The sequence below is a fragment of the Myxococcus sp. CA039A genome (assembly GCF_013336645.1).
GTDB lineage: Bacteria > Myxococcota > Myxococcia > Myxococcales > Myxococcaceae > Myxococcus > Myxococcus llanfairpwllgwyngyllgogerychwyrndrobwllllantysiliogogogochensis.
In genome coordinates this window covers 1-23,920 of sequence record NZ_JABUMQ010000167.1, presented here as the reverse complement: position 1 = coordinate 23,920, position 23,920 = coordinate 1, and the positions used below count along the sequence as shown (strand labels likewise).

The following is a 23,920-nucleotide window of genomic DNA, read 5'->3' as shown; positions in this document are numbered from 1 at the left end:
ATGGTGACCATTGGCACGGGGCTGGGGGCCATGTCCTGCAAGCCCGTGGCGCCGTGGGTCATCAGGCGGCTGGGCTTCAGGACGACGCTTGTCGGTTCCAATCTGGCCGCGGCGGTGCTGACGGCGCTCCCGGCGTTCTTCCGCAACTCCACGCCCATTCCGCTCATCGTCGCCACGTTGATGGTCAGCGGCTTCGTGCGCTCGCTGCAGTTCACCGCCATCAACGCCGTGGCGTACGCGGACATCCCTCCGGAGAAGATGAGTCAGGCTTCCACGGTGGCGGTGGTGACGCAGCAGATGGCGCTGAGCGTGGGCATCAGCCTGGGCGCGCTCATGCTTCACCTGGCGCGAGGCAGCGGGGATTTGCCGCTGACCCCGGACCGCTTCTTGTTGCCGTTCCTCGCCGTGGGCGTGGTGTCTTCGCTGGCGGGTCCGCTGTTCAGGCGGTTGCCAGAAGACGCGGGCTCGCGCATCGGTGGGCGCGCGGTGAGCTGAGCGGAGGCGCCGCGGCCCGGGCTGGAGGGGACCTGGACAGCGAACGCCCCCGCTCACTTCCCTTAGCGACCGTCGTGGTAGCAGAAGCCGTAGGTGCGGTCGAAGCCGCCGCCGGAGCGGCCGTAGTTCATGTAGCCCAGCTCCTCGCCCGGGCCGCAGTTGCTGCGCGCGCGCTCATAGGCGTAGCAGGTGCCCTTGCCCGTACGGGCCAGGTCCAGACACGCGCCGCGCGCGCCCTCGGTGCCGCAGAACTCCGCGTAGCCCACGCTGCACTGCTCGCCAATCTGCGCGGGGTCGAAGTCGAAGCCGAGCGGCTGGAGCACGGACTGCTCGATGCACAGGCCGTAAACGCCGCACACGGTGCCCGTGGGGCAGCCCGGGTTCGCCGCCATGAAGTCGCACGTCTTGAGGCACTGGGCGTTCGCGGAGAGCAGGTCCGTGCAGGTGAAGCCCTGCTCGCAGTCCGTGGAGTCCAGCTCGTACTCGCTCACCGCCGGGGTGGTGGTGCACGCCTGGCCGTGCGTCTTGGTGCCCAGCGCGCGCTCCAGCGTGCCGTCGCTGGCGGCGTAGTTGGTGGGCACGCAGGTGGTGTCCGGCAGGTTCGCCGTCAGCGAGCCCTCGCGCGGATCGCAGCCACCCGGGCGCACGGTGTTCCACGTCGCGAAGCGGATCCACTTGCACTCGCCGCCCGGCACCACGGCGCTGCCCCAGTACGGGGCGTTGAGCGGCGCGGCGTCCACGGACTCGCGGAGCACCACGTTCGCCAGCGCTCCAATCGTCTGGTCCGGCGAGACCTTCAGCGCGACGAGCATCGTCCCGGAGTCGGCGACGAGGTACTTCTCCGTCGGCGCACCGGAGTCCTGGTAGCCCATCACGCAGCGATCACACGTGAAGGTGTTGCCTCCGCCCACGGACAAGTCATACAGCCCGGGCGCGGTATTCACGTCCAGCCGGAGGTACGCCAGGTTCGTGGCGGTCGGGGCGGCCGGGTTGGTGAACGTGCCCCGGTACGTCGGCTGCTGCGAGTACCTCACCGGCGTCAGCTCCACGCCGTTGCTCAGCTCTCCCAGCGTGATTTCGGTACAGCCCGGGGGAGGCGTCAGTGCCTTGGACTGCTCCTCGATGGAGCGCACTTCCTCCTGGTTCGTCGCGGGCTCCTTCGTCGTAGTGGGGCCACAGCCCACCAGCCCCGCCAGCAACACCGCACCCCAACGCAAACCCTTCGCAGACGTATCACCGAGACGGGACGCCATGTTTCCACCAATCCTTGTCATGCACGCACGCGTGCCGCCAGCCGGGAAGTCCCGGGGGCCCTGGAAATACTTGTAGTGTTGATACTGATGCAACTTCATTTCGACAGAGGTCGAGATGGAGCGAGATGACCTTCAAATGGCAAGTAAGTCCGCCCGCGCAGGGATGGAACGGAGCGCGCGCTGGAAGGTCGCATCTGTTTCCCTTGGTTTACTCGGAGTTCTGAAAAGGGATGTTTCGTGCGGACTGCGCGTGTGATTGGCGCAAGTGGCGGAAGGGGACTCGCCGCGCGGTCCACTCCGAAGAGCGGCGCCCAATGACTACGTGGAATCCACAGGGTCCTGGGTGCCCCGGACGGGTGTGACGCCTTGGGCCGAGGAGGAGGGCGCTTCCTCGCACCGAGGTCCGCGAGGGAATGTGCTCTCCTGCAGGCCTCCCTTTGGAAGGAGTGTCACCATGAAGAGCACCCTGAGTGGTTTCGCCGTGCTGGCCGCGGGCTTCCTGATGGCGTGTGGCGGGGAGTCCCCGCCGCTCTCGGAGCAGCCCGTTCCGTCGACTGTCCTGGAAGGCGCGCCCACGGAAGGCACCGCCGGGGAGGTGTCCGCCCAGGCCTGTGTGCAGCTCTACCGCCCTCGGTACAGCGCCTGGTACAGCTCGCTCCCCTACAGCGAGGAGGGGCTGGTGGCCTCCTGCTATACGAACGATGACTGCACCACGGAGTGTTCAGGCTCGGGGGATGGGCCGTACGCCTCGCACTCCGGCTTCTTCTACTGCACCTACTGCCCCTGAGGCGGACGTTGGGTTCGTAGGGCTTGGGTCCGCCTCGGAGTTCTGGGGCGGCCCATGCGTCTTTCAATCGCAGGGAAGCGTCGAAGGCACCGTCGACGACAAGCGCGGAGCGGCGCCCCTCACGGGGGTGCTCAACGGACTTGCATCGACGTGGTGATGCTTTCGACCGCGCGCAGTTCCTCCGGCGAGAGCGCACGCAATGCCTTCAGGGTCTGCTCATGCGCTGCTTTATACGCGGTCTCATCCGAGCGCAGCATCGCGGCCTCTCCCGCGCGCACGTCTGTCGTCAGCGCCATCACGGTGCGAGTGTTGACGCGCTTCGCCGCGAGTGCTCGCTCGAAGTGGTCCGCATTGCCAGCCACGGTTTCAAAGCCAGAACCGTTCGTGAGTCCTGTCCCTTCAGGGACTGTCGGTTCCTGCTGAGTTGGGGCGTGTCATGGTAGACACCGGGACGCAATCGCCGGAGAGGAGACACAGGACCATGGCCGCGAAGCGCGCTGTGACGCCCCCGCAAGACGGCTCGAAGGAGGTCACCGCGCTCCTCGACGAGCGAGCGCACCCGCTGCGCAAGGACATCGACCAGGTCCGAAAGCTCATCCTCGGTGTCGACCCCTCCATCTCCGAGGCGGTGAAGTGGAACACCGCGAGCTTCCGCACCACCGAGTTCTTCGCGGCCGTGCACCTTCGCTCCGAGGACCGCGTGCAGCTCGTCTTCCACACCGGCGCGAAGGTGAAGCAGAGCGCGAAGAGTGGAGTCGAGCTCGACGATCCGGAGGGACTCTGCCGGTGGCTCGCGAAAGACCGCTGTCTCGTCACGCTCGAGTCCGTGCGGAGCCAGCGCAAGGCGCTCGAGTCGCTCGTGCGTCAGTGGATTCGACAGGTGGAATAACCCAGGGTGAAGACGCAGTCCGTGCGGGACCTCGGCGAACGGCATGGGGCTCCTGCGTGCCTTGCGGTCCTGGGGCGTCTCGCCGGTCCAGATTCCCGCGCTTCGTCATGCCCGAAAAAGCTAGAATCCGTCCACCATTCGCCTCGCGACGTCCCTCGCGGCGCAGACTGGACGGAGCTGTTTCAGAATGATTCTCCGCATCGTCACGGATGAGGACCTTCCCATCTTCTTCGAGCACCAGTGCGACCCGGAAGCGCTGCGCATGGCCGCGTTTCCATCGCGGGAGCGCGACGCGTTCATGACTCACTGGCGCACGAATGTTCTCTGCCCTGAAAACGTCAACCGCACCATCGTTGTGGGTGGCGTGGTCGTTGGGAACATCGGCAGTTGGGAACAGGATGGAAAGCGCCTCATCGGCTATTGGGTGGGGCGCGAGCACTGGGGCAAAGGCATCGCCACCCAGGCCCTCTCTGAGTTTCTCGCGCTCGTGCCCGCCCGGCCGCTTCATGCGTGGGTCGCTCTCCACAACGCCGCGTCGATCCGCGTCCTCGAAAAGTGTGGCTTCCAGACCATCACCGATGAGCATCAGGAACACCCGGATGGAGTCGCCGAAGTCCTCATGAGGCTGGGTTCGACGTAGCGAAGGTCGTCTGGATTTCCCTTCGAGGCATCACCGCGTGCCGTGACGACAAGAACCACGGGTGGGGCAGCTGGGCGCGAGGTGTGGACGTGGCGCCGCATCTTCTCGACGAATCCCGTCCGTCGGCAGCCGGCCTGTGCTCGCCCTCCTCGAAATCAGCGATGGCTCCCGTGGTTTCGAAAGCATGCCGAGAAGGTGGGTCGGTTCTGAATCACAAGCACCCGATGACGCAAGGTGTTGTTGATGGCGTGGAGCCGATTCGCACCGGGTTGCCCTGGGAGGAGGTGCTACTCTTGCAATGTCTTTCAATCCAGAAAGGCGCTTGAGGAGGCGTACATGCGGATCAAGTCCTTTATCACCAAGGCGCTGCTGACCGTGGGCTTGCTGTCGGGCTGTGGTGGCGTTGACGCGGAACAGGACCCCTCGGTTGAGGCTCTTGCGTGCGGGGGCGTGTGCGACCGCCTCTATAACCGCTGCCTGTTTCTTGAAAACAGGCCGGCTGATGAATGCGTCGCGGATTGGGATGCCTGTATGGCTCGCTTCTGCCCCGCGGTAGACGCGGTTGAAGCGGAGTAGCAGGTCCTTGAGCAAGAGCGGCCCGCCCAGGCATTTCCTGGGCCGGGCCGTTGTACGGCGGTGGCTCCACGCGCCAGCCTCCGACGGCTACGTCACCCGCCGCACCTCGAGGATGGTGCCTTCCAGCTCCGGCGTCCCCAGTGAGATGAGCTGCTCCAGCTCTCCCCGGACGATGAAGTTCGCCTGAGCACGGCTGAAGAACGTCTCACCCACGGGCTCCATGGCGCGCTGGATGTCCAGGAGGCTCGCCGCGGGCTGGAGCAGCCGCAGCCTCACGCCCGACTCGTCGGGATACGTGTCCTCGTCCTCAAGGTTCCCCATGTCCGCCGAGGCGGCCAATGCAGCGGCCAGGGCACGCGAGAGCAGCGGCGCGGCGTTGCCCGGAGCCTTCACCCAGGCGCGGATGGACAGCGACAGCTCACACCGGCGCCGCTCCAGGAAGCCGTCGGCGCGGTCTCCTCGCAGGAAGGCGACCACGGCCTCGTTGGCCACGGCGGGCGCGCGATAGAGGCGCAGCGTGGTGTCCTCGAGCGTGTAGTCATCGCCCCTGCGCAGCGGGTGCCCGGGCGGTGACTCCACTTCGCTCACCTGACCACGCGCATTCGCGGGGAGCGTGAAGTCCTTCGTCGTCCCGTTGCCCGCCCAGCGGTGCACCTGGGCGAAGTAGGACGGCTGTCGTTGCGCCGCCAGGTCGTCGCCTTCCGGAAGCGCCAGCTTCAGTCGGGAGGCATAGACCTCGACGAGCGCCTCCGCGTCGGCGGCGGGTCCTCGTGAGGGGCCGGTCGCGACCTCCACCGTCTCGGGGACGGCGGGGCGCAGGGCATCGTGGAAGTAGGACTCGATGGCGAGGAGCATGGGGTGGGGGTCTCGCTACCTCGGGAAGAGTGGGTAGGTCTCCCGCTGGGGGATGACCACCTGGAGCCCGGAGAGGGTGATGTCACCGGCCACGCGCGACTGGACGAGGACTTCCAGCGGCGGCGGGCTTCCGGTGCCCCCGGGCGGTGTGAGGGTGGCCAGGGCCTTGGCATCCAGCCCGACGGAACCGTCCTCGCGAGCCGTCACGTCGAGCACCTTCGTGCCCCAGCGGAGCTGAAGACGGGGCGGGAGCGGAGGCACGGCGGTGAGTGGACGCAGGCGTGGACGCGAGCATGCCCAGAGCGCCTCCGCGTCCTCTTCCTCTCCCGGAAGGCCATTCTCCCGAGGCAGCCACGGGCCCATGGCCTCGGTGCGATGCAGCGCGGTGCCAGGCGTCAACGCGCCCGGCGTGGGAGCGGTCTCCGCATGGTCCGTGAGGCTCCAGAGGACATCTCCTTCGTCCACCGTGAGGACGGCCCACCACGGGCCCGTTCCGAGCGCGAGCGGCTTGCCAGGAGTGAAGGCGACCCAGCGCGAGGCCCACGGAGCGGAACCCTCCTGCTCCAGCAGCAGGGGAATGGAACCGCCAGCCAGGGGCGCATCATCGGGCCGGTCATGCACGTCGGCATGAAAGGCGAGGGTTCCCACCACGCGCCGGGTCAGCGGCCGCAAGTGGAGGTCCAGGGCCGCGAGCGGGCCCGTGGCGCGCGTCGCACGGAAGGCCTGCGCGGCGGAGTACCCGGAGCCGCAGTGGTGAGACAGCGCGGGCATCGAGGGCGGGCGCGGCGCGAGGGGAAGGTCCTCATCGTGCAGTTGATGCTGGACGTGGAACCGCACCTCGGAGAGCGCGCGGTCCCTGGGCACGGTGACTCGCGCGGACACGCTGCTGTCCGTGTTCACCGCCAGCGTCTGGCTCTCCGCGCCGTCGCTCCAGCGCTGGATGACCTCCAGCGTGTCCATGACGAGCTGGACGCGGTCGAACATGCCCAGCCCCGACGAGCGCAGCGCCACCGCCACCGCGCCGGACTTGAGGTCCACCGGCCACGCGCGCTGGAGCGCGTCGCTCAACGCATCCTCCAGCACCAGCTCCTGCCGGGGCAGCAGGGGCAGCGCATGGTGGAAGAACAGCGCGCCCGCGCCTACGCCCACGGTCGCGGTGAGGTCGGGAGGCCGCGCGGGCGCGCGCAGGGCGATGCTCGCCACCTGGGTCGCCGCCAGCGTCTTCGGAGTCCCCACCGGAGGCGGCGCGCTGCTCGCCTCCACGAACTCCACCAGCAAGCGGCTGGCGAGGATGCCCGGCAGTGGCGCTGGCGCCACGGCGTTCACCGACACCGTGTCCGACGGCGTCGGGGGATACCAGGCGCCGCCCTCCGCGACGCTCAGGCGTCCCTTCTTCTCCGTCTGCGTGGGAGAGGTCGGCAGCCGCACGTCCACGGAGGACAGGGGACGACGCGCCCCCCAGTCCAGGCTGAGCCAGGTGATGGGCTGCGCGGGGTCCAGGACGGTCTGCCCCCCGCTGGTGGCCAGCGTGGCGGTGGGCGACAGGTTCACCGTCACGTCATCCGACGGCGCGCGGACGGTGAGTGCCGCGCGCACCAACGCCACGCCCGCCGGCACTTCCAGGGCGACGACGAGACCGGCGGTGTCCACCGGAATCTGTGCGGCCGTGGGAGGGGTGGCCGTCCCGGTATAGGTCAGCGTGGCGCCGACGCGCGTATCACTCATGGCGGAGTCCTGACGTCGTGCGGGGAATCAGCGAGCGGCTTCCTTGATGTCCGTCACGGTGGCGGTGCCGCCCTCGGCCTTCGCGGGCAGCAGCTCCTGGAGCACCTGCATGGCGCCCTCGATGCGAAGCATCGTCTGCACCAGATGCGAGCGCTTCGCCTCCAGCTCCGCCATCATCTTCTGACCTGCTTCGTGCTCGGCCCGGAGGTCCGCGAGGCGCTTCTCGATGGCATCCATCATGACTTCAGCTCCTGGTTCTGGAGACGCTGCTCGAGCGCCGCCAATCGTTCGTCGTATTGCTGCTTGAGTTCCTTGAGGGCCGCGATGGCGAGCACGCTGAAGGCCTGGTGGGCCAGCCCCTTGATGACCTTGCCGCCCGCGGATTCGAGCTTCAGCTCGCTGACGAGCTCCGGGAAGACGGTCTCCACTTCCTGCGCCACCAGGCCCAGGTTGAGGTCACCGGTGTTCTTCCAGTTGAAGCTCACGGGCCTGAGCGCCAGCACGCGCGGGAGGATGTCCTGGAGCGAGGTGATGTTGTCCTTCAGCGACGCGTCCGAGGGGCCGCGCCAGATGCCGTCCTGCTGCATCCACTGGCCGTTGCCGTTGCTGTGGAACAGGTGGAAGGTGCCCTGGCCCTCGTAGCAGAGGTCCATGAAGCGGCCGGACGTGTTCTCCTGGATGCGCAGGCCCGCGTTGGCCGCCTGCTGGACGACGTGCAAGGGCGTGGACGGGCGGGGCGTCCCCATGCCAATGAACCCATTGACGAGCGTCAGCCGCTCGGCGCCGGCCTGGTGGAAGATGATGGAGTCGCCCGGCTCGTTCGTGCAGGCGATGACCAGACGGCCGTTCTCCTCTTCACCGGGCAGCGGGTTGGGCACGCGGTAGTAGCGGATGAACGCCGCGTCTCCGGTGCCACCCCACGAGTCCTCGGGGAACTGGATGCCGTTGCCGGACGCGTTGCCGATGGAGGGCATGATGGCGCCGCTGACGCGCAGGCCGCCGCCCTGGATGTCCAGCCGCGCGCCCGGCGTCACCGTGCCGATGCCGACGCTGCCGTCCGCGCCCATCCACATCGTCTGGGTGCCATTCACCGTGAAGGAGAATGCGTTGCCAACCCGGGCGCCCACGTCCCAGAACAGGCCCGTGGCGACGCCGCCGCTCAGGCCGTAGCGGATGGACGCGCGGTTCTCCGTCTTGTGCCAGATGACGTGGGGGTTGTTGATCATCAGGCCCGCGCCACCGCCGGCGCCGATGGTCACCTGTGCCGTGCCGCTGCCCCAGTCCGTCGTCGTGTTCACCACGAACCTGTCGAACCCGGCGGCGGCCCCCGAGAGGCGGATGTCCAGCGCGCCCTGCGGGTCCGTCGTGTTGAGGCCCACGCCGCCGCCGGACTTGATGTGGATGCGCGGCGTGCCCAGGCCCGAGCCCGTGTCCGCGTCGCCTCCGTCCTCGGTGATCTGCAGGCCGGTGGCGGTGGCGCCCTGCTCACCGCGGAGCTGCCAGCTCTTGGCGCGGCTTCTCAGCACCAGCCCCGCGCCCTCCGTGCCGCCAGTGGTCCGGATGACGGCGCCAATGCCCCAGCCCGTATCGCCACCGCTCCGCAGCTCCAGGGGGGCGTTCTGGTTGCCACTGCCCGGCGCCACGACGAGCAGTCGCTTGGTCCCCGCCGCCGCTCCGATGCCTACGTTGGCCGTCGCGACAGAAAGCGGGCCCGTGAGGCTGCCACCGCCGATGGACAGCTTCTGGGTGTCCAGGGTGGTCAGTCGGGTGGCCAGGTCCACGCCGCCCACCGACATCGACACGGTGGCGTCCACCCGGCTCACCTTCAACACGGCGGTGGCGGAGATGCTTTCGCCATCCAGTTGCCGGCCGTCGTCGGAGCCATGGTGGGTGTGGGCGCGGATCTCATCCCGCGTCTTGATCTGCATGTTGTTCCAGGTGTCCGCCAGGATGGGGTCACCGGACTTCGCGGTGTAGAAGGGATCACTCATGACTGGAACCTCGAGGTATCGAAGCGGGTCGCGGAGAAGACGCCGTCCCAGGCGAGCTTCTCCTGGGGATCTGGGAACTGTTCGTGCAACTCGATGGTGGAACCGAACGAGGTCAGCGCGTCCTTCGGCTCCAGCTTCTCGGTCAGGGACGTGTCGACCTCCATCCGGAGCGGTCCCTCGCTGGCGACGAGCGCCTCCGGAGGCAGGGGCAGCGTGAACTCGATGCGCGTGCGCACGCCGGCGCAGCGGCCGTACTCCAGCGCGCGCATCAACTCCTTCACCAACCCAGGCAGCCCGGGCACCACCTGGTCCTCGTTGGGCACCTGAAGGTGCGGCGGGATGTAGTCGACGGGGATGGTCAGCGTGCAGGTCGCGGGCGTTATCTCCGTCCAGTCGAGGCGCACGTCCGCGCGCGGCGTGGCTCGCACGGGCAGGGCCCACGCCACGGCGGCGTCCCGTCGTGTCTGGGACCAGCTCGTGAGGTAGGAGTGGACCTGTTGTTGATCCAGCGTGTCGTAGCGCCAGTGGTTCTCGCCCAGCGCCAGGTCGGGGACGTGCTGGTCCTCCTCGAACACGGAGAAGCGGGACTCGGGCGCATCGAAGCGCGTGAGGACGCCCGGGTCCGTCAGGGCGGAGAAGCGGGTGGGGTGCGTCCGGATGACGGGGTTCTTCACGGGGTCCACGGGAATGCCGTCGATGAAGGCGGCTCGCTCGTCGCGCAAGGTCAGCGTGGAGTTCAGGGGAACCCGGCCCAGGAAGATGAGGTCCAGCCCGGACTGCTCGTGGCGGAAGACGGGCACGGCGATCTCCTTCTCCGTCGCCTTGAGGGAGATGGCCGGCGATGCGACGTGGAGCCCTCCGTTCGTGGCGATCAGCCGCTGGCCCCCGCTCACGTTGCGGAAGCTCGCGCTCGAAGGCGTCGGAGGATTGTCCTCCAGTTCGACGCGAATGGTCCGGTAGGTGCCATCCGTGCGCGGCACGGAGAAGAGGCCGACCGCGAGCTTCCCCTCCCAGGTAATCACCGGCGGCTGCCGTGCCATGTAGACCAGGGACACGAGCCGGAGCAGCGCGCGCGCGGAGGCCATGCCGGTGCGGTGCAGCTCCACCACGGTGGCGACGCGCTGGCGGAGGTAGTCGGCGGACTCTCCCCGGCGAGGCAGCAGGTTGTAGAGCGCGGCGAGCTGCCCCAGCTCCGAGTCCGCCTTGTTCGCCAGCGACTCCTCGACGGGAAAGCCCCGCGCGAGCGCGTGCCAGCGGGAACGCATCAGCCGCGTCAGGCCTCCCTCCATCTGCTCCAGCTCCTGGGCGAGCGTGGAGAAGAAGAGGTTGAGCTTCGTTCCGGACTGCAGAACGGGCGGCAGGTAGCCCACCATGCGACGTCTGCGTTGGTCCGCGCTCATCCGACACCCACCAGCTCTGCCCCGCCGAACTGCAGCCGGACGTCGGCGCGCACCAGGAGCTGGGTGACCTGGGCGGGCACGACATGGGCGGGATTCGTCGCCAGGACGAGCGTCGCGGTGATTCCGGTCTCCAGGGTGACGTCGCAGCCCAGCAGCGCTTCAATGCGCGCCTGCGTCTTCAGGCTCTGCTGCAGGGAGTCGAAGGTGAGCTTCGCCTCGCGACCCATCTGTGCGTCCTCGGAGAGCCGCGCCGCGTACACGTCCAGGGCGCCTCGCAGCGCCTCGCGCACCTGCTCGGCCGTGCGCGCCTCGCCACTGGACAGCGAGACGACCAGGTCCAGCCGCCACGTCGGCGCGCGCAGGCGGGTGATGCGCGGCGGCTTGAGCTCCAGGTCGATGCGCGCGGCCTCCAGGGGCTCCAGCTTCCAGTCGCGGTTGGCGCCATACAGTCGGCCCGCCGTCTCCTTCACGAGGACCTTCTTGATGGGAGGTCCGGGGTCGGTGCCCCAGACATACGTCTCCACGGACAGCTCGTTCACCCTGCGCACCGCGGGGTTGCCGAAGAGCAGGGCCTCCAGCTTGCGGCGACTCACGGGCGCGCCCACGGGCAGCTCGTTCATGTGGAGCGCGAGCGTCTGCTGGAGCTCCCGGCGGAGCCGGTCGAACGTCACCTCGTCCATCTCCGGGTTGGTGGGCTCCACCTGGAAGTCCACCTGGAAGAAGACGGTCTTCGCGTAGCGGAGCCGGACATGGATGCCGGCGGCCTTCGTCTCCCGGATGGCGGACTCGACGCGGACCACGCCCTCGACGTCCGACTCGAAGTCGGTGTCGCCGACGAGGACATCGACGACGCCCGGAGGCGCGTCGGCGGGCTCCCTCACCGTGACTTGCTGCACGCCCTGCTGGCGCACGGCGGCGGCGATGGACTCCAGCGTGCCCTTCTCGCCATCCCGCAGCGCGGTGCGAGCGCGCGCGCGGAGGTTCTCGTCCGTCTCATCATCCGAGCCGCGCCGCAGGGGGGCCGGATTGGTGACGGCCTCGATTCCCAGGATGGGCCTGGGCATCAGCGTCAGCCGGAAGGGGTTGATGACGGGAGGCGCCTCGGCCGCGGCCCCGGCGTCATCCTGGATCTCCTGCACGGGAATGAGGACGCGCGTGTCGCCCTTGCGCAGGGTGGCGTCCTCGAGCGTCTCGAAGAGGGGGAGTGGCTTGCCGTCCGCCGCCAGGCCCGTCAACTGCCGTCCCGCGGGAATGCCGATGTCCTCCGGCGCGGGGGCGGCGCGGCTGAGCTCCACCTCGCCGGTGAGGCGACCTGCGCGTGCGCGCTTCAGGCCCAGCACGGCGACGACGTTGTCCAGCGCGGCGCCTTCCGCCGTGTCGAGGTAGCCGGAGCGGTGGGCCAGCTCCATCATGGCGTAGAAGGTCGCCATCTCCCGTGCGTAGGCTTCGGCCAGGGTTCGCGCCATGCCACCGGCGTTGGGGTCCGTTCCCGGCCCCATGTTCTTCAGCAGCCGTTCGACGATGGCGCTGAAGGTGGTTGTCTCGGGAGGGATGAGGCTCAAAAGGAGATCTCCCACATCATCTTCATGACCATGTTGGAGCCGCGATTGACCTCCTCGAAGCGGACCCGGTTGAAGAGGATCTTCGTGGTCTCCCCCAGGGTGACTTGAATGCCGGCCTCGGTGAGCGGCTGCACCGTGGCGTCGGTGATGGCGGGCAGGGTGGCCGTCACGAGGGCGCGCACCAGGCTGGAGCCGTCACCCGGGTCGATGACCTCCACCTTGGGCGCGGGGTCCTCGGCCTCGGCCGCCGGGCCCTTCAGCACGGTGTCCCCGGGCACTGGCGCCTCGGTGCCAGTGCCCACGACGATGGACCATTTGACGGGCAGCCCGTTGACCCGGCCCATCAGCAGCTCCGCCACCAACCGCTTGCCCGCGGTGGTGATGAGGTTGGGGACCCGGCGCCGCTCCATCAGGGAGCCATCCAGGTTGAGCAGCTCGAGGGTCAGCACTCCGTTCATGCCCTGCTTTTCCTTGCCGTTCATCACGCTCTCCCGAAGTCGTGTCCGTACCCGTTGCCCACGCCGCCGCGCTCAACCCAGGTCGAGCGCCAATCCCAGCTCCACCGCTTCACCGCTGATGGCCTTGATGCGGGCTCGCACATCCACCGCGCCCGGCACATCCGCCCGGGCCGTGACGCTCAACTGCGTCACCTCGTCCACGCGCGGGTCTTCCTTGATGGCCTGCCGCACGTAGCGGCGCAGCAGGTCCAGATTGGCGCGATCCAACGGCTCGCCGATGAGGTCCGCCACGCGGCTGCCGTAGCGCTGGTGGCCCAACTGCTCCAGGTGTCCCCGGTAGACGATGAGCCGCATCGTCAGGGCCTGGATGAGGTTGTCCTTGCCGCTCACCGTGGTGGCGCCGTCGTCCGTGGACCAGTCCAGGTCCACGCCGCCCGATTCGTTGAACTTCAGGCGCAGGTCCGTCTTGAGCTCGTCCGCCATCAGAGCAACCTCCCCGGGCCCGCCGTCGCCCCGGGCGAGCTGGGAATGCCCGGGGAGACCTTGAGGCGCGTCATCATCTGCGTGAGCGCGTTGGACAGCGTCTCGGCCATGGCGCCCGCGAGGTCCGGCGCGTTCTCGCCCCGGATGCCACCGGCCATGAGGAAGCCCAATGCAATCGGCTGGAGCATCGGCTTCGCGGGAGCGGCGCCCATGAGACTGCCGGGCGACGACGTCACGAAGCCCGCGATGGCGATTCCCGGCGCCACCATCACCTGGACGGTGAAGAGGATGAGGGCCTGCTCCACCGTCTGGGCAATCGCCTTCGCCAGCGCGTCCCGCTGCTCGCCGTTGATCTTGTTCGACGCGAGCAGGCCCTTGGCGATGGGCTCTATCTGCGACGCGCCGGGGCCCCCTGCCGGCGGTGGCAGCATCATCCCGGGCCCCGCGGTGCTGCCCGCGCCCGGTGGCGGCGGCGCGGCGGCGGGGATTCCCGGCGTCACCATGGCCATGGAGGCGAAGAGCGTGAAGGCCTGGCCGCAGGCGTCACCGAGCGCGGTGGCCAGGTCCGGAGCGTTCTCTCCCCGGAGGCTCGCGGACTGCATCGCGCTCTTCGCCAGGGCGCCTATTTCGCTTCCGCTCGGTGCAGGCATGGTTACTTGGCCTTCACGTCCTTGGAGCCCTTGAGCGGAGCGCCGGTGAAGTAGCACTTGTGGCTCATCTCGGTGATGACGCCACTGCCTCCCTTGCCCAGGTCGATCTTCCCGGACGCGTCCACCGTGCAGTCCGTGCACTTGAGCTGCACGTTGCCTTCCACCTCCAGCGACAGGTCCGTCTTGCCCTTGATGGTGATGACGTCGTCCTGCTTCACCGTCACCACCGTCTCGCCGGCGGTGATGACCACCGACTGCTCCTGGTCGATGGCGATGGACGTCTTGCCACCCGGTGGCGAGACGACGCGCCACTCGTCCGCTTCGTGAATGGGCGGGTTGAGCTTGTCCGAGTACAGGCGTCCGGTGATGACGGGGCGGTTGGGGTCGCCGTTGAGGTAGGTGATGACGACGAGGTCTCCGGCGTGCGGCGCGCTCACCATGCCGATGTGCGGCGTGGCGATGGGGACGCGGCGCAGCTCCAGGCCGCTCTCGCGCAGCTTCACGTGGCACTCGTGGTTGTTCGCGTCGCCGTCCGCGTGCGGGAAGGCGCTCGTCACCACTCCCAGGTCGCCCAGGCGCAACGACGCCAGCTCGTCCCGGATGATGGAGCGGATGATGGTGACCAGGTCGCTCACGTCGTGCCTCCCGCGAGCAGCGGCATGCTGCCAGCACCCAGTGAGGGAGCGGGTGTCGTGGGCGGCGGCGCGGCGAGCAGCGCCTCACCGAGCGCCTTGAGCGTCGCCTTGACGCCGATGACGGACTCGCGAAGGGACGTCAGGGACTGCTTGGGCAGATAGCCCTGGAGGATGACGACGGCGCCGGCGCGAATCTTCTCCAGGACCAGGTGCGCCGCGTGGGCCGCGCCGGCGAGCGGGGCGAGCGCCTCCATGCCCATGTCGCGCATCTCCTGCTCGGACTTGTCGCCAATGGCCTTCAGGCCCTCCAGCGCGGGGTCCAGTTTCTCCAGCAGCTCGGGGATGGCCGCGACCTGCTCCAGCTTGGCGATCCACCCGATGATGAGGTTCAGTGCATTGCCCAGCGCGTCGATGCCCACCTTCACGGGGGCGCCGATGCCGAACCTGCGCACCAGGCTGACGATGGCGTTCACCGTGTCCGTCTTGAGCAGGTTGTCCACGGCGATGACGAGTCGGGTGATGCTGTCGACGATATCGGCGGTCGTGCTCACGGAAGGTTCTCCAGGTCCTTGAAGGGTCCGAGCGGATCGAACCCGCCGATGGCCGCGCCCAGTGCGCCGGCTTCCTTGCCCACGGCCTGGAGCTTCGCGAGGAAGTCCCCGGCGCCCGCGATGCCCTTGACGATGTCGAGCGCGGCGCCCAGGTCCAGCCCGGTCATCTGCTCCAGGATGTTGATGCCCTCGGTGGCGAGCTTCTCGATGAACTCGCCCAGGCTCCCGGCCTGGCTGAGCGACTGCACGAAGCCGATGATGGCGCCGGGGTTCACCTTGCCGAGCGCGCCCAGCAGGCTTCCGAAGTTCTTCCCCGTCAGCGAGCCCTTCGTCCCGTTGACCACCGAGCCCAGCTCGTCCGGAGACAGGTGGCCGAGCAGGTCCGGGTTCGCGTCGACGGCGTCCATCAGCGACTCGGGGTTCTGGAGCACGCCCGCGGCGTCCGTGGAGCCCTGGGCCCAGGACTGCGCGTCGTCGGCCACCGCGTCGTTCACCGCGCCGACGCCCGCGTCCTGGGTGGCGGGGGGCTCGACGTACTCCTTGACGCGCAGGAAGAAGCTGAAGCGGTTCTGGTGTCCCGCGAGCTGGCGGACCTGGAAGTCCGCGATGAGGACGTCGGTGAGGTCCGCTCCGGCGATGGCGTCCGAGGCGAACGACATCGGCGTCGCCTTCATCTGCGCTTGTCTCAGCTCCTCCAGCGCCGCTTGCGGGTCCTCGCCGAGGAGGAGTCCTTCCATGACGACGGTGACGGGCTCACGGCCCAGGTCCTGGAAGACGGAGCCGGACTGACCGGGCACGCGCTGCTGCACGAGGTTGCGCGCGTCCTCGGTGTAGATTTGCGTGAGCCCGATGAGCTCGATTTTTCCGATGCGGACGGGCATGTCAGAGTTCCATCCGGGTGGTGAAGCCCGTGCGGGCATTCAGGGTGTGACGCACCGAGCGGACGCGAAGCACCTTCCCGGACAGCAGGGCCTCCACGGGATGGCCCTCCGGGATGTCGTCCACCTTGATCAAGTCTCCAGGCTTCACGGCGGGCGCTCCCAGCACCTCGATGAAGCCGTGCAGCGGACGGGCGGCCAGCGCGCCCACGCGGGCCTTGGCCTGATCGGACGCGTCGGCGCCCGCGCGGACCGAGCCGTCCTTCACTTCGCGCGAGCTCTTTCCCGTGGAACCCGCCTGCACCTTGCCGCTGGTGCCCAGCGCGGCCTTGCCGTGGACGGAAGCCAGGTCATCCACCAGCCAGTGCGCCTTCTTCTCGCCCTGTGAGCTGGCCGCGCCTTCGCCCCAGACCTCGAAGCCGTCGATGGCGGGGAGCGGCTTGCCCAGCTGCGTGCGCAGCACCTGGGCGTCGTAGGCGAACGTGTGGTCCGCGCCGCCCTGCTTCGGCGCCGTGAAGTACACCTTCCCCTCGCCGTCGGTGAAGACGTCGAAGCCGCACTGCTCTCCGAGCTGGAGGATGTGCCGCAGGGCGCGAGGCCCGCGGTGCAGCACGTAGCTGGGGAATGTCGGGCCGTCGTCGATGGTGCCCGGCGTGCCGCCCGCCTTCTTCACCAGCTCACGGACGATGGAGCCCGCGGACATCTGCTCGTAGGCGCCCGACACGTCGAGCCGCGCGAGCTTCGCCAGGGCATCTCCGCCGATGACGATGGACGTGTCCGGCGCGGCGCGGGCTTCCAGCACCAGGCCGGTGAAGACGGTGACCGCGCCATCGCCGCCATCCAGGGCGATGGTGGTGGTTTCTCCGGGAGGAGGGAGCGCCGCGTCGGAGGGCACGAGCTCCACGGTGCACCGGCCGCCCGCGCCGTCCATGGTCAGCTCGCTGGTGATGGAGCGGATGAAGGCCTGTCCCTGGCGGGCCTTGTTGGAAGCCCGGAGGGAGCCAATCGTCACGGAGTATCCGATGCCTGCCATGGGCTCAGACCTCCAGTCCGTGACGGCGTGCCGTCTCGCGAAGGATGTCCACCAGCGCGTCTTCCAGCGTGCGCCGGTCCATGCCCGCCGTCGCCGTCTCCGTGCCCAACTGCACGTTCACGTTGAACGTGTTGCGAACCGCCGCGTTCGCACCGGAGTCCACGGCGGGAGTCGAGGCGGGACGCGAGGAGCGCTCGACGGTAAGGGCCTCGTGGGTGACTTGCTGGGCTCGCTCCAGGACGGGCGTCAGCCCCTGGCTCACCTGGCGCACGACCTGGGATGTGGCCAGCGCGGCCGGTGGCACCGCGCGCTCCGGCTCGGGCGACGACGGAGGGGCCACGGGCGCGGCTTCCGTGGGCGGAAGGAAGGTGAGGCGGGACCTGGGTCGTGAGACGGCGGGCGCGGCGGGACGCACCACGGGCGTGGACTGCGCGACTGACCCTGGCGCCCGGAACGCGGCGGGAGTCGATGACAGCACGCGCATGACGGGCGGCGCGGACGGGAGGCTCGTGTGAGCCTCGACGGGTGCGGAGGGGGGACGCGGGGTGACCCCGACCGGAGTGCTCGCCTCGTAGCGAGGTGCGTCCGCTGTCACTTCGCGAGCCGCGGGCGGCACGTTCGAGGAAGCATCTTCGCCGCGTGCGGGCAGGGGACTGGCGCGCTGGAGCGTGGGGACGCTCTCGCTCGCCGAGGTCTCGGCGGGGAGCGGCATCGGTCGCATGAGTCGCACGACCTGTCGCTTGGGCGACCGGGGCTCGGTGGCCTTGATGGAGACGCGGAGTCCCTCGGACGAATCGCTGCTCGTGGCGAGCGACTCCGGAGGGGCACTCAGGGGGGACGAGCTGGCTGTTGATTCGACGCCATCGCTCGGAGTCCGAGCCGCGACAGGCGCTTCGTCCGTGCGCCTGTCCCCCATGCCCGAGCGCTTCGACGGACCCGCCGAGAACTCCGAGGGCAACGAAGTCGATGCGCCCGCGTGGAGGGTGGTGGCGTCGAACTTCATCGGGTGGCTCGCACCGGAGTTCACCGCGTGCGTGTCGTCGCCGGGAGCCATCTCGGAGACTCGCGCGTCGCTCGCGAGGGGAACACCGGCGCGCTTCCCGGACGAAGGCAGGTCGTGCGCCGAAGAGGAGGAATGACCCCCATCGGACGTGGGCGCACGACTCACGGACCTCGAGACCTCGGAAGCGGAGACCGGCGTCACCGCGGGCCGCGAGGGCGCGACGGACCGAGGAGCGATAGGGGCGACAGGGACGCTGACGGGCTCAGGTCGAGCGACGAGAGGCCCGGAGGGGCGCTGTCCATGAGAACCCGGAGCTGCATCCACCTCGCCGCTGGAGCGTGAAGACGAGAGGAGACCGGTGGGCCGAGCCGTCGCCGGTGCCTCCACTCCGGGACGCACAGTGGTCGCATCGCTGCCGGAGGTCGGTGCTGACGCCTCGTCAGGTGAAGGCTCGCCTTGCTCCGAAGCATGGGGAGCCAGCTTGACGCCGATCTGTCGGGCGACACCTTCGAGTGCCCGAAACGCCGGGCGGGCCAGTCGCGCGGTGAGCTCGGTGGTGGTGAACGTCGTGCGCATCAGTCGTCCTCCACCTGAATGACCACCGCGTCGGGAAAGTCGGAGAGTCTCCTCGGCCGCGAAGTCGGGGCCGGGGCGGGAGCACCAGGCTCCGTGAGCTGCAACATCGCGAGCAGCCGGTCCACCTCGGCGGCGGGGGTTGCCCAGACCTGGGAAGGTGTCCACCCCAGGGCACGACAGAGCTTCAACGTCACTTCCGCGAGGACCCGGGCTTGTTTGCCCGAGGCACGCATCGTGCGGTCTTCATCGCGCTCGTCCCCCGCGTTGAGCGCGACCACGGCGTCCAGCAGCGCGGCGGTGCTGGCCCCATCCAGTTTCTCCAGGGGCTCCGTGGGAAAGTGCTCCACGACGGAGCTGGAGAGCATCGAGCGCAGGTAGCGCTCCAGGCTGAGTTCCCTCGAGCCATCGGGCTGCGACGTCAGGCTCTCTTCGAGCGCGCGGGAGCGCTCGGAGAACGTCCAGGGCCGCAGTCGGGCACGCACCGCCCCCGCCTGCACCCAGCCCGGTGGAAGCGTCCCGGGCGAAGGCTCCTGTGCCCCGCCCGAGGCCCACCACAACGCCAGGGGTGCCAGCTCCGCGTGGAGCGACTCCGGCACCCCTGAGTTCCGCAGCACGTCGGCGGCGAAACCGTCGGCGTCGAAGGCCAGTCCCGCGCCATCGAGCCTCGCATGAAGGTCGAGCGCCCGCAGGTGCGCCTCGAAGCTCCACGGATGGAGCGCGAGACGTTCGCCCGTGGAGCACTCCACCTCCAGGGCCCCGGAGCTGACTCCGGGGTGGAGGTGGAAGGTCCGGCCGTCGATCTCCAGGGAGATCGGCGCCGCACCGGACTCCGTGCGTGAGCTGGCGGGCGACTCCCTCACGGACTATTCCTCGCGGATGCGGGTCGCCGTGAAGGCGTACGTCGTGGCGGCGCTGCCGTGCGCGTCCATCTGGAAGGACTTGCCCTCGACGAAGCAGTCGTCGAAGGACAGGGTGCGCGTGTCGTCCGTGCCCTCGGTGCGCTTGAGGTTCGCCACGAGCTGGAACTTGCCGCGCTCGGAGAGCAGGGTGTCCAGCTTCACGGCCGCGGAGCGGATGACCAGCTCACCGATGACGGTGCGCAGGCCGAAGATGACGTCGACGCGCTCGTTGGACCCGATGGCGCGAATGTCCTCGCGCTCGGTGACCACTCGGAATGCGATGGATTGGAGGCCGTCCACGGCCTCTCCGTCGACGAGGATGCTGCTACGGTTGGCTGAGAATACCGTTGGCATCGGTGCGTTCCTTCATCAGACCTGGACCGTGATGGTCGCGTAGATGTAGTCGATGGCGCGGACGGGTCTGACGGCCATGTTGACCCTGACGATTCCGAGCGCGAAGTCCGCCTGCGAGGAATAGACCTCCACCTTGAAGGCGGGATCCTTCCCGTCGGTGGAGGGGACGATGGCGCCGTCCTTCTGCATCTGCACCAGCGCCTCCACCAGCTTCTGCTTCAGGGCGCTGCGCCCGTCGGCGTTGTTGAGCAACCCGATGAACAGGTCGCCCACCATCTTCAGCGTGCGCACTGCGCGGTCCGCCACGCGGCGGACGTTGATCTGATCTCCGTCCGTCGTCAGGCCACGCACGACGATGGTGCCCCGACCGCGCTCGGTGACGACGGGGACGACGAAGGCACGCAACAGCGCCTTCTGGTCCTCCACGCCCACCAGCAGCTCGTTCAGTCCGGAGACGCGCTTGAACGTGGGGGACTGGTGCGGCGCCAGGCTCCCCACCATGCCGGCGACCGCGCCCACCGTGCCGTGAGGCGCGACGAGCACGAACCGGTCGCTGACCAGGTTGGCGGCGAGCTGCGTGTTCTCCGCCATCGTCCCGGCGGGAGGAACCTGTCCGAAGCCGAGGCGGCCCTTGCTCTCGCTGCTCAGCGTGTTGCAGTGGCTGATGACGTCGCCGTAGATGCGCGTCAGCTTGGTCCGGTCGGAGAAGTCCTGCACCGCGGCCAGAACCAGGTCCACGTCCGGCTGGTCCTTCAGTCGGCCCAGCGCCGTGGCGTAGTCGTCCGGCGTGGCGTCCTTGCCCGTGGCCAGCGTGTACGTGCCCGCGGTGGGCCAGCCCACGCCCTTCGTCGTGTCGATGCGGATGAACGACGAGGTGTCCAGCGACGAGGTCAGCGACGCGGAGTTGACGTTGCGCAGCACCTCCACCGAGCCGCTGGAGGGGTGGGTGACCTCCAGGTCGAACGACACCGACAGGTCGATGTTGTCACGGTAGGTGACCTTCAGCGTGATTCCGTTGGCCCACAGGCCTGGGACTCTCGCGATGAAGGTGGCGCCAAACTTATCGCCGACGTGCCCCGGCGGATATTTGCTGTTGTCGGCCGCGACGGCGATCGTCGCGGCGGTGCCCGCGGTGGCGGGCAGGGGGGAAATCACCAGCTCGGAGACGCCATTGTCCAGCGCCTGGCGCGCCTCCGGGAGGCTGTAGGCGCTCGCGCGCCCGGCCACCTCCAGGAAGCGAGACCAGCTGCTGGCTCGGACGACCTTGCCGTTGGCTGACTCCAAGAAGCCTGTGATTCCAAGAACCCCAGACGGTGCAAGCTGTTGGGGCAACACTTCCTTGACGACCGTGACCTGGACACCAGGAATGATGAGACCTGTGGCCATACGCTCCCCGACCCTCGCCAGCGAGGGGGTGGAAATCCCTGCTCCGGGTGCAGGTTCCCTGGACCGCGTGCCTGGGCTTGCGCCCACCCCTGATGGGGGACGGTCCTATTCATAGACACTGATTTGAGAAAAGCGTGCGCAGGGCCGTGACGACACGCTGGAATTCCTGGCGGCGAGCCATGACGCCCGCGACACACCAGGAGATGCGACAGACGACAGGGGTTGAATCAGGGATTGGTGGCGGGAATCTGCACACCCGTCTTGCGCAGCGCGGCGATGGTGGTGGCCGCCAGCGTGGAGAGCTCGCCGATGATGGCCTTGCCCACGTTGAGCAGCAGGTCGACGATGGCGACGATGTGCTCGACACCCGCGCCCACGAAGTCGACGATGATGTTCAGGAAGCGCTGTCCCGTCAGCGCCAGGTTCCGCGCGGAGTCAGGCAGCAGGTCCAGCGTGGAGTTCACCAGGTCTCGGCCCGCTTCCAGCACGTCCTTGATGGACGTGACGACCTGCGGATCCATCAGCGGCTTGATGAGACCTTCGACTTGTTTGAGCACCGAGCTCAGTACATTGCGTACCGGCGTCCAGATGACGGAAATCTTGTCGGTGATGCTCTTGAATCCCGTACCGCTCACGGCCAGATACAGTTTGTACAGCGCCTGTTCGACCTGGATGGCGATGTTGTCCACTGTAGCCAAAGCGTCGGAAACGTTCGCCGCTGCGTCTGCTGCCATGGATATGTCCCCCTCAAGTGAAAATGAGTGCGCTCATGCGAAACATGAACGCATGCGCACAGTATGTTAGCGAACACTCCGGTTTCAAGGGTTTATCAGGTAGGGCACGAAACAACGGTTCGGCCCTACCATTTCCGGGTTGTCATTGCTGACCCTGGCTCAAGGTGACGCAGGGGGTCGAGGGGCGCGGGGTGGATGAAGGGGAAGGTGACCCCGCGCCCCTCTGAGAACCGTCGCTCAGGGGTCCGGCAGGAGGAACGGAATCCGGTAGGCGCGCGCGGCGGCGGGGAAGCCCCCGGAGGTTGCGGCGGCGACGTAGTCGGTGAGATTGGGGAAGGCATGGTCGCGATCAGCGACGCCGCCCAGCCCCAACCACGACGCCAGGGTAAAGCCGTATTGGTCCACGGAGAGTGAAGGCAACCAGCGGCCCTTGGCGTCGACGGAGTCCAGGTTGTTCATGGCGCCGGCGGACAGGTCCAGGTTGGGGAAGGTGCCGTGGAGGCGGCGGCCCTGCACCCGGTCTCCCAGGACGATGGCGTGGCTGCCCCATCCGTGGTCGGAGCCCTTGTCTGAGTTCTCAGCCAGGGTCCGGCCAAAGTCGCTCATGGTGAAGAGCGTGGACTGGGGAGGATTCACGCCGAAGACGCCCTCGGTCTTCAGGCGGGTCATCGCCTTCTGGAAGGCGTCCAGCGCGAAGTCGACCTGGAGGAGCAGCGCGGTCTGCGTGGCGTCCTGGCCCACGTGGGTGTCGAAGCCGCCGAGCCCCACGGAGAACATCTGTCGGCGCACGCCCAGCCCTCCGCTCGTGGACGGCACGGCGCCGGCGACCAGGTCGCGTATCACCTGGTAGAGCTGCGTGTGCAGCGTCCAGCCCGTCGTGCCTTGCGGCGGGGTGAAGTAGCCGTCGATGTCGAGCCGCGCCTCGTTGGGAAGCGCGTCCCACGCGGCGGCGCGCGCGGTGGCTCGAGCGGAGGCGAAGGTCTGCGCGGTGGTGAAGACGCCACCGTAGGAGGCCTCCAGCGTGACGCCACGGTCCAGGGCCACGATGTCCGCGAGCGCCTCCGAGCGGAGGGTGTTGAAGTCCGCGTCGGACGTCCCCTTCATCTCGAGCACGCCGGAGGAGGACACCATCATCGGCTGTCGCTCGGCGCCGCCGGAGTACAGGGCCTTGCCGCCGAAGGAGGTCACCTCCGGATAGTCACCGGGGTTGTGCGTGTGGAGGCGGTCGGCGGTGCGTCCGCCCCAGCCGGTGGCCTTGCCCTCGAGCGCTGGGGGCAGGTCCACGGTGGAGGGGTTGGAGATGCCGCTGGCCCAGGCGTCCTGCTGGTCGCTGTGAGAGAAGAGGTTGTCGGGGCGGGGCACATCGCCCAGCTCGTAGTTGACCTTGCGCATGGGGAGGGTGAGCGGCCCCACGTTGCAGACGAAGGCCGCGCGCTCCTGCTCGAACAGCGCCTGGAGCTTCTCCAGCGAGGGATGGAGCCCATAGGCGCCCGGCGCCAGGCCCACGGGGTTGATGGGCCGCAGGTCGTTCAAGGGGATGCCGAGCGTGGAGCGCGCGTCGAGATATTGCGCGTGGATGCCGGCGTCCCGGGGGACGAGGACGTTGTTGGTGTCATTGCCACCCAGCAGAAAGACACACACCGTCGCGCGGTAGCCGGCGTAACCGGACAGCGTCGCGGCGGCGGCGTTCCCGAGCCAGCCGGGCATGGGGGAGGAGACCGCCAGATATCCCAGGCCCAGCGAGGTGCCACGGAGGAATTGTCGTCGTGAGAAGCTCATGGGCTACCTCTGGATCTGGAATTCGGGAGCGAGGGACGTGAGGTAGACGGCGAGCTTCTTCCTGCGCAGGGTGTCGCCGGCATCCGGGTGGGAGATGGCATTGAGGACGATGTCCCGCAGCTCCGGAGACATGGTGCCGTGCAGGAAGTAGCGGTTGAGCCATTGCACGGTGTCGCTGGAGTTGACGGGGAGGATGTCCAGGTCGATGAGGACGCCCGCGTTGGCCGTGGCCGCCGCGAAGAGCAGGTCATGCGTCACATTGGCGCGCGCGGTGACGGTGGCCGTGTCCAGGATGGCGAACTCGGGACCGAGCAGACCTCCTCCTCCC

The 23,920-nt window shown here is 68.5% G+C and carries 26 protein-coding genes and 1 pseudogene; 5 read left to right on the top strand and 22 right to left on the bottom strand.

The features are described 5' to 3' along the window. A partial coding sequence (locus tag HR086_RS26250; protein WP_174466984.1) for an MFS transporter occupies positions 1–495 on the top strand: 495 nt, incomplete at its 5' end. A 62-nt stretch (positions 496–557) separates the two neighbouring features. Here HR086_RS26250 and HR086_RS26245 read toward each other — a convergent pair. Further along, positions 558–1,748 (bottom strand): hypothetical protein, encoded by a 1,191-nt coding sequence (locus HR086_RS26245; RefSeq protein WP_174466983.1) that lies wholly within the window; start codon positions 1,746–1,748, stop codon positions 558–560. Between the two features lie 454 nt (positions 1,749–2,202). On the opposite strand from HR086_RS26245, the gene HR086_RS26240 reads away from it, so the two are divergent. After that, a complete protein-coding gene (locus HR086_RS26240) occupies positions 2,203–2,535 on the top strand; it encodes a hypothetical protein (RefSeq protein ID WP_141640583.1) in 333 nt (110 codons plus the stop codon). A gap of 131 nt (positions 2,536–2,666) precedes the next feature. On the opposite strand, the gene HR086_RS26235 is transcribed toward HR086_RS26240, so the two are convergent. After that, positions 2,667–2,897: a hypothetical protein gene (locus HR086_RS26235; RefSeq protein ID WP_174466982.1), complete on the bottom strand. Its 231-nt coding sequence runs from the start codon at positions 2,895–2,897 to the stop codon at positions 2,667–2,669. A 119-nt stretch (positions 2,898–3,016) separates the two neighbouring features. Here HR086_RS26235 and HR086_RS26230 point away from each other — a divergent pair, with 119 nt between their 5' ends. The 3 genes from HR086_RS26230 to HR086_RS26220 all read left to right on the top strand — a co-directional run bounded on the left by HR086_RS26230 (position 3,017) and on the right by HR086_RS26220 (position 4,640). Then, positions 3,017–3,424 (top strand): DUF1801 domain-containing protein, encoded by a 408-nt coding sequence (locus HR086_RS26230; protein ID WP_174466981.1) that lies wholly within the window; start codon positions 3,017–3,019, stop codon positions 3,422–3,424. 187 nt (positions 3,425–3,611) lie between these two features. Continuing rightward, positions 3,612–4,064: a GNAT family N-acetyltransferase gene (locus HR086_RS26225; RefSeq protein WP_174462126.1), complete on the top strand. Its 453-nt coding sequence runs from the start codon at positions 3,612–3,614 to the stop codon at positions 4,062–4,064. Positions 4,065–4,400: 336 nt separating this feature from the next. Then, entirely contained in the window at positions 4,401–4,640 is a 240-nt protein-coding gene (locus HR086_RS26220; protein ID WP_174455369.1) for a hypothetical protein, read from the top strand. 87 nt (positions 4,641–4,727) lie between these two features. Here the strand turns inward: HR086_RS26220 and HR086_RS26215 are convergent, their stop codons facing one another. From HR086_RS26215 to HR086_RS26120, 20 genes and pseudogenes are all read right to left on the bottom strand, one after another. Continuing rightward, positions 4,728–5,495 (bottom strand): hypothetical protein, encoded by a 768-nt coding sequence (locus HR086_RS26215; RefSeq protein ID WP_141640588.1) that lies wholly within the window; start codon positions 5,493–5,495, stop codon positions 4,728–4,730. Between the two features lie 15 nt (positions 5,496–5,510). After that, the gene (locus HR086_RS26210; RefSeq protein ID WP_174466980.1) at positions 5,511–7,220 is read right to left on the bottom strand and encodes a hypothetical protein; all 1,710 of its coding nucleotides are present in this window, start codon (positions 7,218–7,220) and stop codon (positions 5,511–5,513) included. 27 nt (positions 7,221–7,247) lie between these two features. Then, the gene (locus HR086_RS26205; protein ID WP_141640590.1) at positions 7,248–7,460 is read right to left on the bottom strand and encodes a hypothetical protein; all 213 of its coding nucleotides are present in this window, start codon (positions 7,458–7,460) and stop codon (positions 7,248–7,250) included. Beyond that, complete coding sequence (locus HR086_RS26200; RefSeq protein WP_174455372.1) at positions 7,457–9,211, bottom strand: tail fiber domain-containing protein; 1,755 nt, start codon at positions 9,209–9,211, stop codon at positions 7,457–7,459. Before HR086_RS26200 ends, HR086_RS26205 begins: the two co-directional genes overlap by 4 nt. Beyond that, positions 9,208–10,611, bottom strand: coding sequence for a hypothetical protein (locus HR086_RS26195; protein WP_174462132.1), 1,404 nt, complete (start codon positions 10,609–10,611; stop codon positions 9,208–9,210). The genes HR086_RS26200 and HR086_RS26195 overlap by 4 nt, the downstream gene beginning before the upstream one ends. Beyond that, positions 10,608–12,173 (bottom strand): baseplate J/gp47 family protein, encoded by a 1,566-nt coding sequence (locus tag HR086_RS26190; protein ID WP_141640591.1) that lies wholly within the window; start codon positions 12,171–12,173, stop codon positions 10,608–10,610. The genes HR086_RS26195 and HR086_RS26190 overlap by 4 nt, the downstream gene beginning before the upstream one ends. Continuing rightward, the gene (locus tag HR086_RS26185) at positions 12,170–12,655 is read right to left on the bottom strand and encodes a hypothetical protein (RefSeq protein WP_141640592.1); all 486 of its coding nucleotides are present in this window, start codon (positions 12,653–12,655) and stop codon (positions 12,170–12,172) included. The genes HR086_RS26190 and HR086_RS26185 overlap by 4 nt, the downstream gene beginning before the upstream one ends. Before the next feature lie 48 nt (positions 12,656–12,703). Continuing rightward, positions 12,704–13,114, bottom strand: coding sequence for a GPW/gp25 family protein (locus HR086_RS26180; RefSeq protein WP_141640593.1), 411 nt, complete (start codon positions 13,112–13,114; stop codon positions 12,704–12,706). Next, positions 13,114–13,764, bottom strand: coding sequence for a hypothetical protein (locus tag HR086_RS26175; RefSeq protein WP_141640594.1), 651 nt, complete (start codon positions 13,762–13,764; stop codon positions 13,114–13,116). Before HR086_RS26175 ends, HR086_RS26180 begins: the two co-directional genes overlap by 1 nt. A 2-nt stretch (positions 13,765–13,766) precedes the next feature. Further along, complete coding sequence (locus tag HR086_RS26170; protein WP_141640595.1) at positions 13,767–14,399, bottom strand: phage baseplate assembly protein V; 633 nt, start codon at positions 14,397–14,399, stop codon at positions 13,767–13,769. Further along, on the bottom strand, positions 14,396–14,950 hold the full coding sequence (locus HR086_RS26165) for a hypothetical protein (RefSeq protein WP_174462133.1): 555 nt from the start codon (positions 14,948–14,950) through the stop codon (positions 14,396–14,398). The genes HR086_RS26170 and HR086_RS26165 overlap by 4 nt, the downstream gene beginning before the upstream one ends. After that, positions 14,947–15,831, bottom strand: coding sequence for a hypothetical protein (locus tag HR086_RS26160; protein ID WP_141640597.1), 885 nt, complete (start codon positions 15,829–15,831; stop codon positions 14,947–14,949). The genes HR086_RS26165 and HR086_RS26160 overlap by 4 nt, the downstream gene beginning before the upstream one ends. A gap of 1 nt (position 15,832) precedes the next feature. Next, on the bottom strand, positions 15,833–16,861 hold the full coding sequence (locus HR086_RS26155) for a hypothetical protein (RefSeq protein ID WP_141640598.1): 1,029 nt from the start codon (positions 16,859–16,861) through the stop codon (positions 15,833–15,835). 4 nt (positions 16,862–16,865) lie between these two features. Continuing rightward, positions 16,866–17,915 carry a hypothetical protein gene (locus HR086_RS26150; protein WP_174455377.1) on the bottom strand — a complete coding sequence of 350 codons (1,050 nt, stop codon included), beginning with the start codon at positions 17,913–17,915 and terminating at the stop codon, positions 16,866–16,868. A gap of 524 nt (positions 17,916–18,439) precedes the next feature. Then, entirely contained in the window at positions 18,440–19,300 is an 861-nt protein-coding gene (locus tag HR086_RS26145; protein ID WP_174466979.1) for a hypothetical protein, read from the bottom strand. 3 nt (positions 19,301–19,303) lie between these two features. Next, positions 19,304–19,693, bottom strand: a complete 390-nt coding sequence (locus HR086_RS26140) for a hypothetical protein (RefSeq protein ID WP_141640601.1) — start codon at positions 19,691–19,693, stop codon at positions 19,304–19,306. A 15-nt stretch (positions 19,694–19,708) separates the two neighbouring features. Then, positions 19,709–20,977 (bottom strand): phage tail sheath C-terminal domain-containing protein, encoded by a 1,269-nt coding sequence (locus HR086_RS26135; protein WP_246136933.1) that lies wholly within the window; start codon positions 20,975–20,977, stop codon positions 19,709–19,711. A gap of 329 nt (positions 20,978–21,306) precedes the next feature. Further along, positions 21,307–21,813, bottom strand: a complete 507-nt coding sequence (locus HR086_RS26130) for a hypothetical protein (protein ID WP_141640603.1) — start codon at positions 21,811–21,813, stop codon at positions 21,307–21,309. A 237-nt stretch (positions 21,814–22,050) separates the two neighbouring features. After that, on the bottom strand, positions 22,051–23,592 hold the full coding sequence (locus HR086_RS26125) for a DUF1501 domain-containing protein (RefSeq protein WP_174466978.1): 1,542 nt from the start codon (positions 23,590–23,592) through the stop codon (positions 22,051–22,053). Positions 23,593–23,595: 3 nt separating this feature from the next. Next, positions 23,596–23,920: pseudogene (locus HR086_RS26120) on the bottom strand (DUF1800 domain-containing protein); the annotation flags it as partial.

Bases quoted from the DNA above. Each gene is read 5' to 3' on its own strand.
- HR086_RS26205 (WP_141640590.1), bottom strand. From the start codon at position 7,460: ATGATGGATGCCATCGAGAAGCGCCTCGCGGACCTCCGGGCCGAGCAC.
- HR086_RS26160 (WP_141640597.1), bottom strand. From the start codon at position 15,831: ATGCCCGTCCGCATCGGAAAAATCGAGCTCATCGGGCTCACGCAAATC.
- HR086_RS26220 (WP_174455369.1), top strand. From the start codon at position 4,401: ATGCGGATCAAGTCCTTTATCACCAAGGCGCTGCTGACCGTGGGCTTG.
- HR086_RS26130 (WP_141640603.1), bottom strand. From the start codon at position 21,813: ATGGCAGCAGACGCAGCGGCGAACGTTTCCGACGCTTTGGCTACAGTG.
- HR086_RS26185 (WP_141640592.1), bottom strand. From the start codon at position 12,655: ATGAACGGCAAGGAAAAGCAGGGCATGAACGGAGTGCTGACCCTCGAG.
- HR086_RS26245 (WP_174466983.1), bottom strand. From the start codon at position 1,748: ATGGCGTCCCGTCTCGGTGATACGTCTGCGAAGGGTTTGCGTTGGGGT.
- HR086_RS26240 (WP_141640583.1), top strand. From the start codon at position 2,203: ATGAAGAGCACCCTGAGTGGTTTCGCCGTGCTGGCCGCGGGCTTCCTG.
- HR086_RS26200 (WP_174455372.1), bottom strand. From the start codon at position 9,211: ATGAGTGATCCCTTCTACACCGCGAAGTCCGGTGACCCCATCCTGGCG.
- HR086_RS26180 (WP_141640593.1), bottom strand. From the start codon at position 13,114: ATGGCGGACGAGCTCAAGACGGACCTGCGCCTGAAGTTCAACGAATCG.
- HR086_RS26125 (WP_174466978.1), bottom strand. From the start codon at position 23,592: ATGAGCTTCTCACGACGACAATTCCTCCGTGGCACCTCGCTGGGCCTG.
- HR086_RS26230 (WP_174466981.1), top strand. From the start codon at position 3,017: ATGGCCGCGAAGCGCGCTGTGACGCCCCCGCAAGACGGCTCGAAGGAG.
- HR086_RS26155 (WP_141640598.1), bottom strand. From the start codon at position 16,861: ATGGCAGGCATCGGATACTCCGTGACGATTGGCTCCCTCCGGGCTTCC.
- HR086_RS26195 (WP_174462132.1), bottom strand. From the start codon at position 10,611: ATGAGCGCGGACCAACGCAGACGTCGCATGGTGGGCTACCTGCCGCCC.
- HR086_RS26210 (WP_174466980.1), bottom strand. From the start codon at position 7,220: ATGAGTGATACGCGCGTCGGCGCCACGCTGACCTATACCGGGACGGCC.
- HR086_RS26225 (WP_174462126.1), top strand. From the start codon at position 3,612: ATGATTCTCCGCATCGTCACGGATGAGGACCTTCCCATCTTCTTCGAG.
- HR086_RS26140 (WP_141640601.1), bottom strand. From the start codon at position 19,693: ATGCCAACGGTATTCTCAGCCAACCGTAGCAGCATCCTCGTCGACGGA.
- HR086_RS26150 (WP_174455377.1), bottom strand. From the start codon at position 17,915: ATGGCTCCCGGCGACGACACGCACGCGGTGAACTCCGGTGCGAGCCAC.
- HR086_RS26215 (WP_141640588.1), bottom strand. From the start codon at position 5,495: ATGCTCCTCGCCATCGAGTCCTACTTCCACGATGCCCTGCGCCCCGCC.
- HR086_RS26175 (WP_141640594.1), bottom strand. From the start codon at position 13,764: ATGCCTGCACCGAGCGGAAGCGAAATAGGCGCCCTGGCGAAGAGCGCG.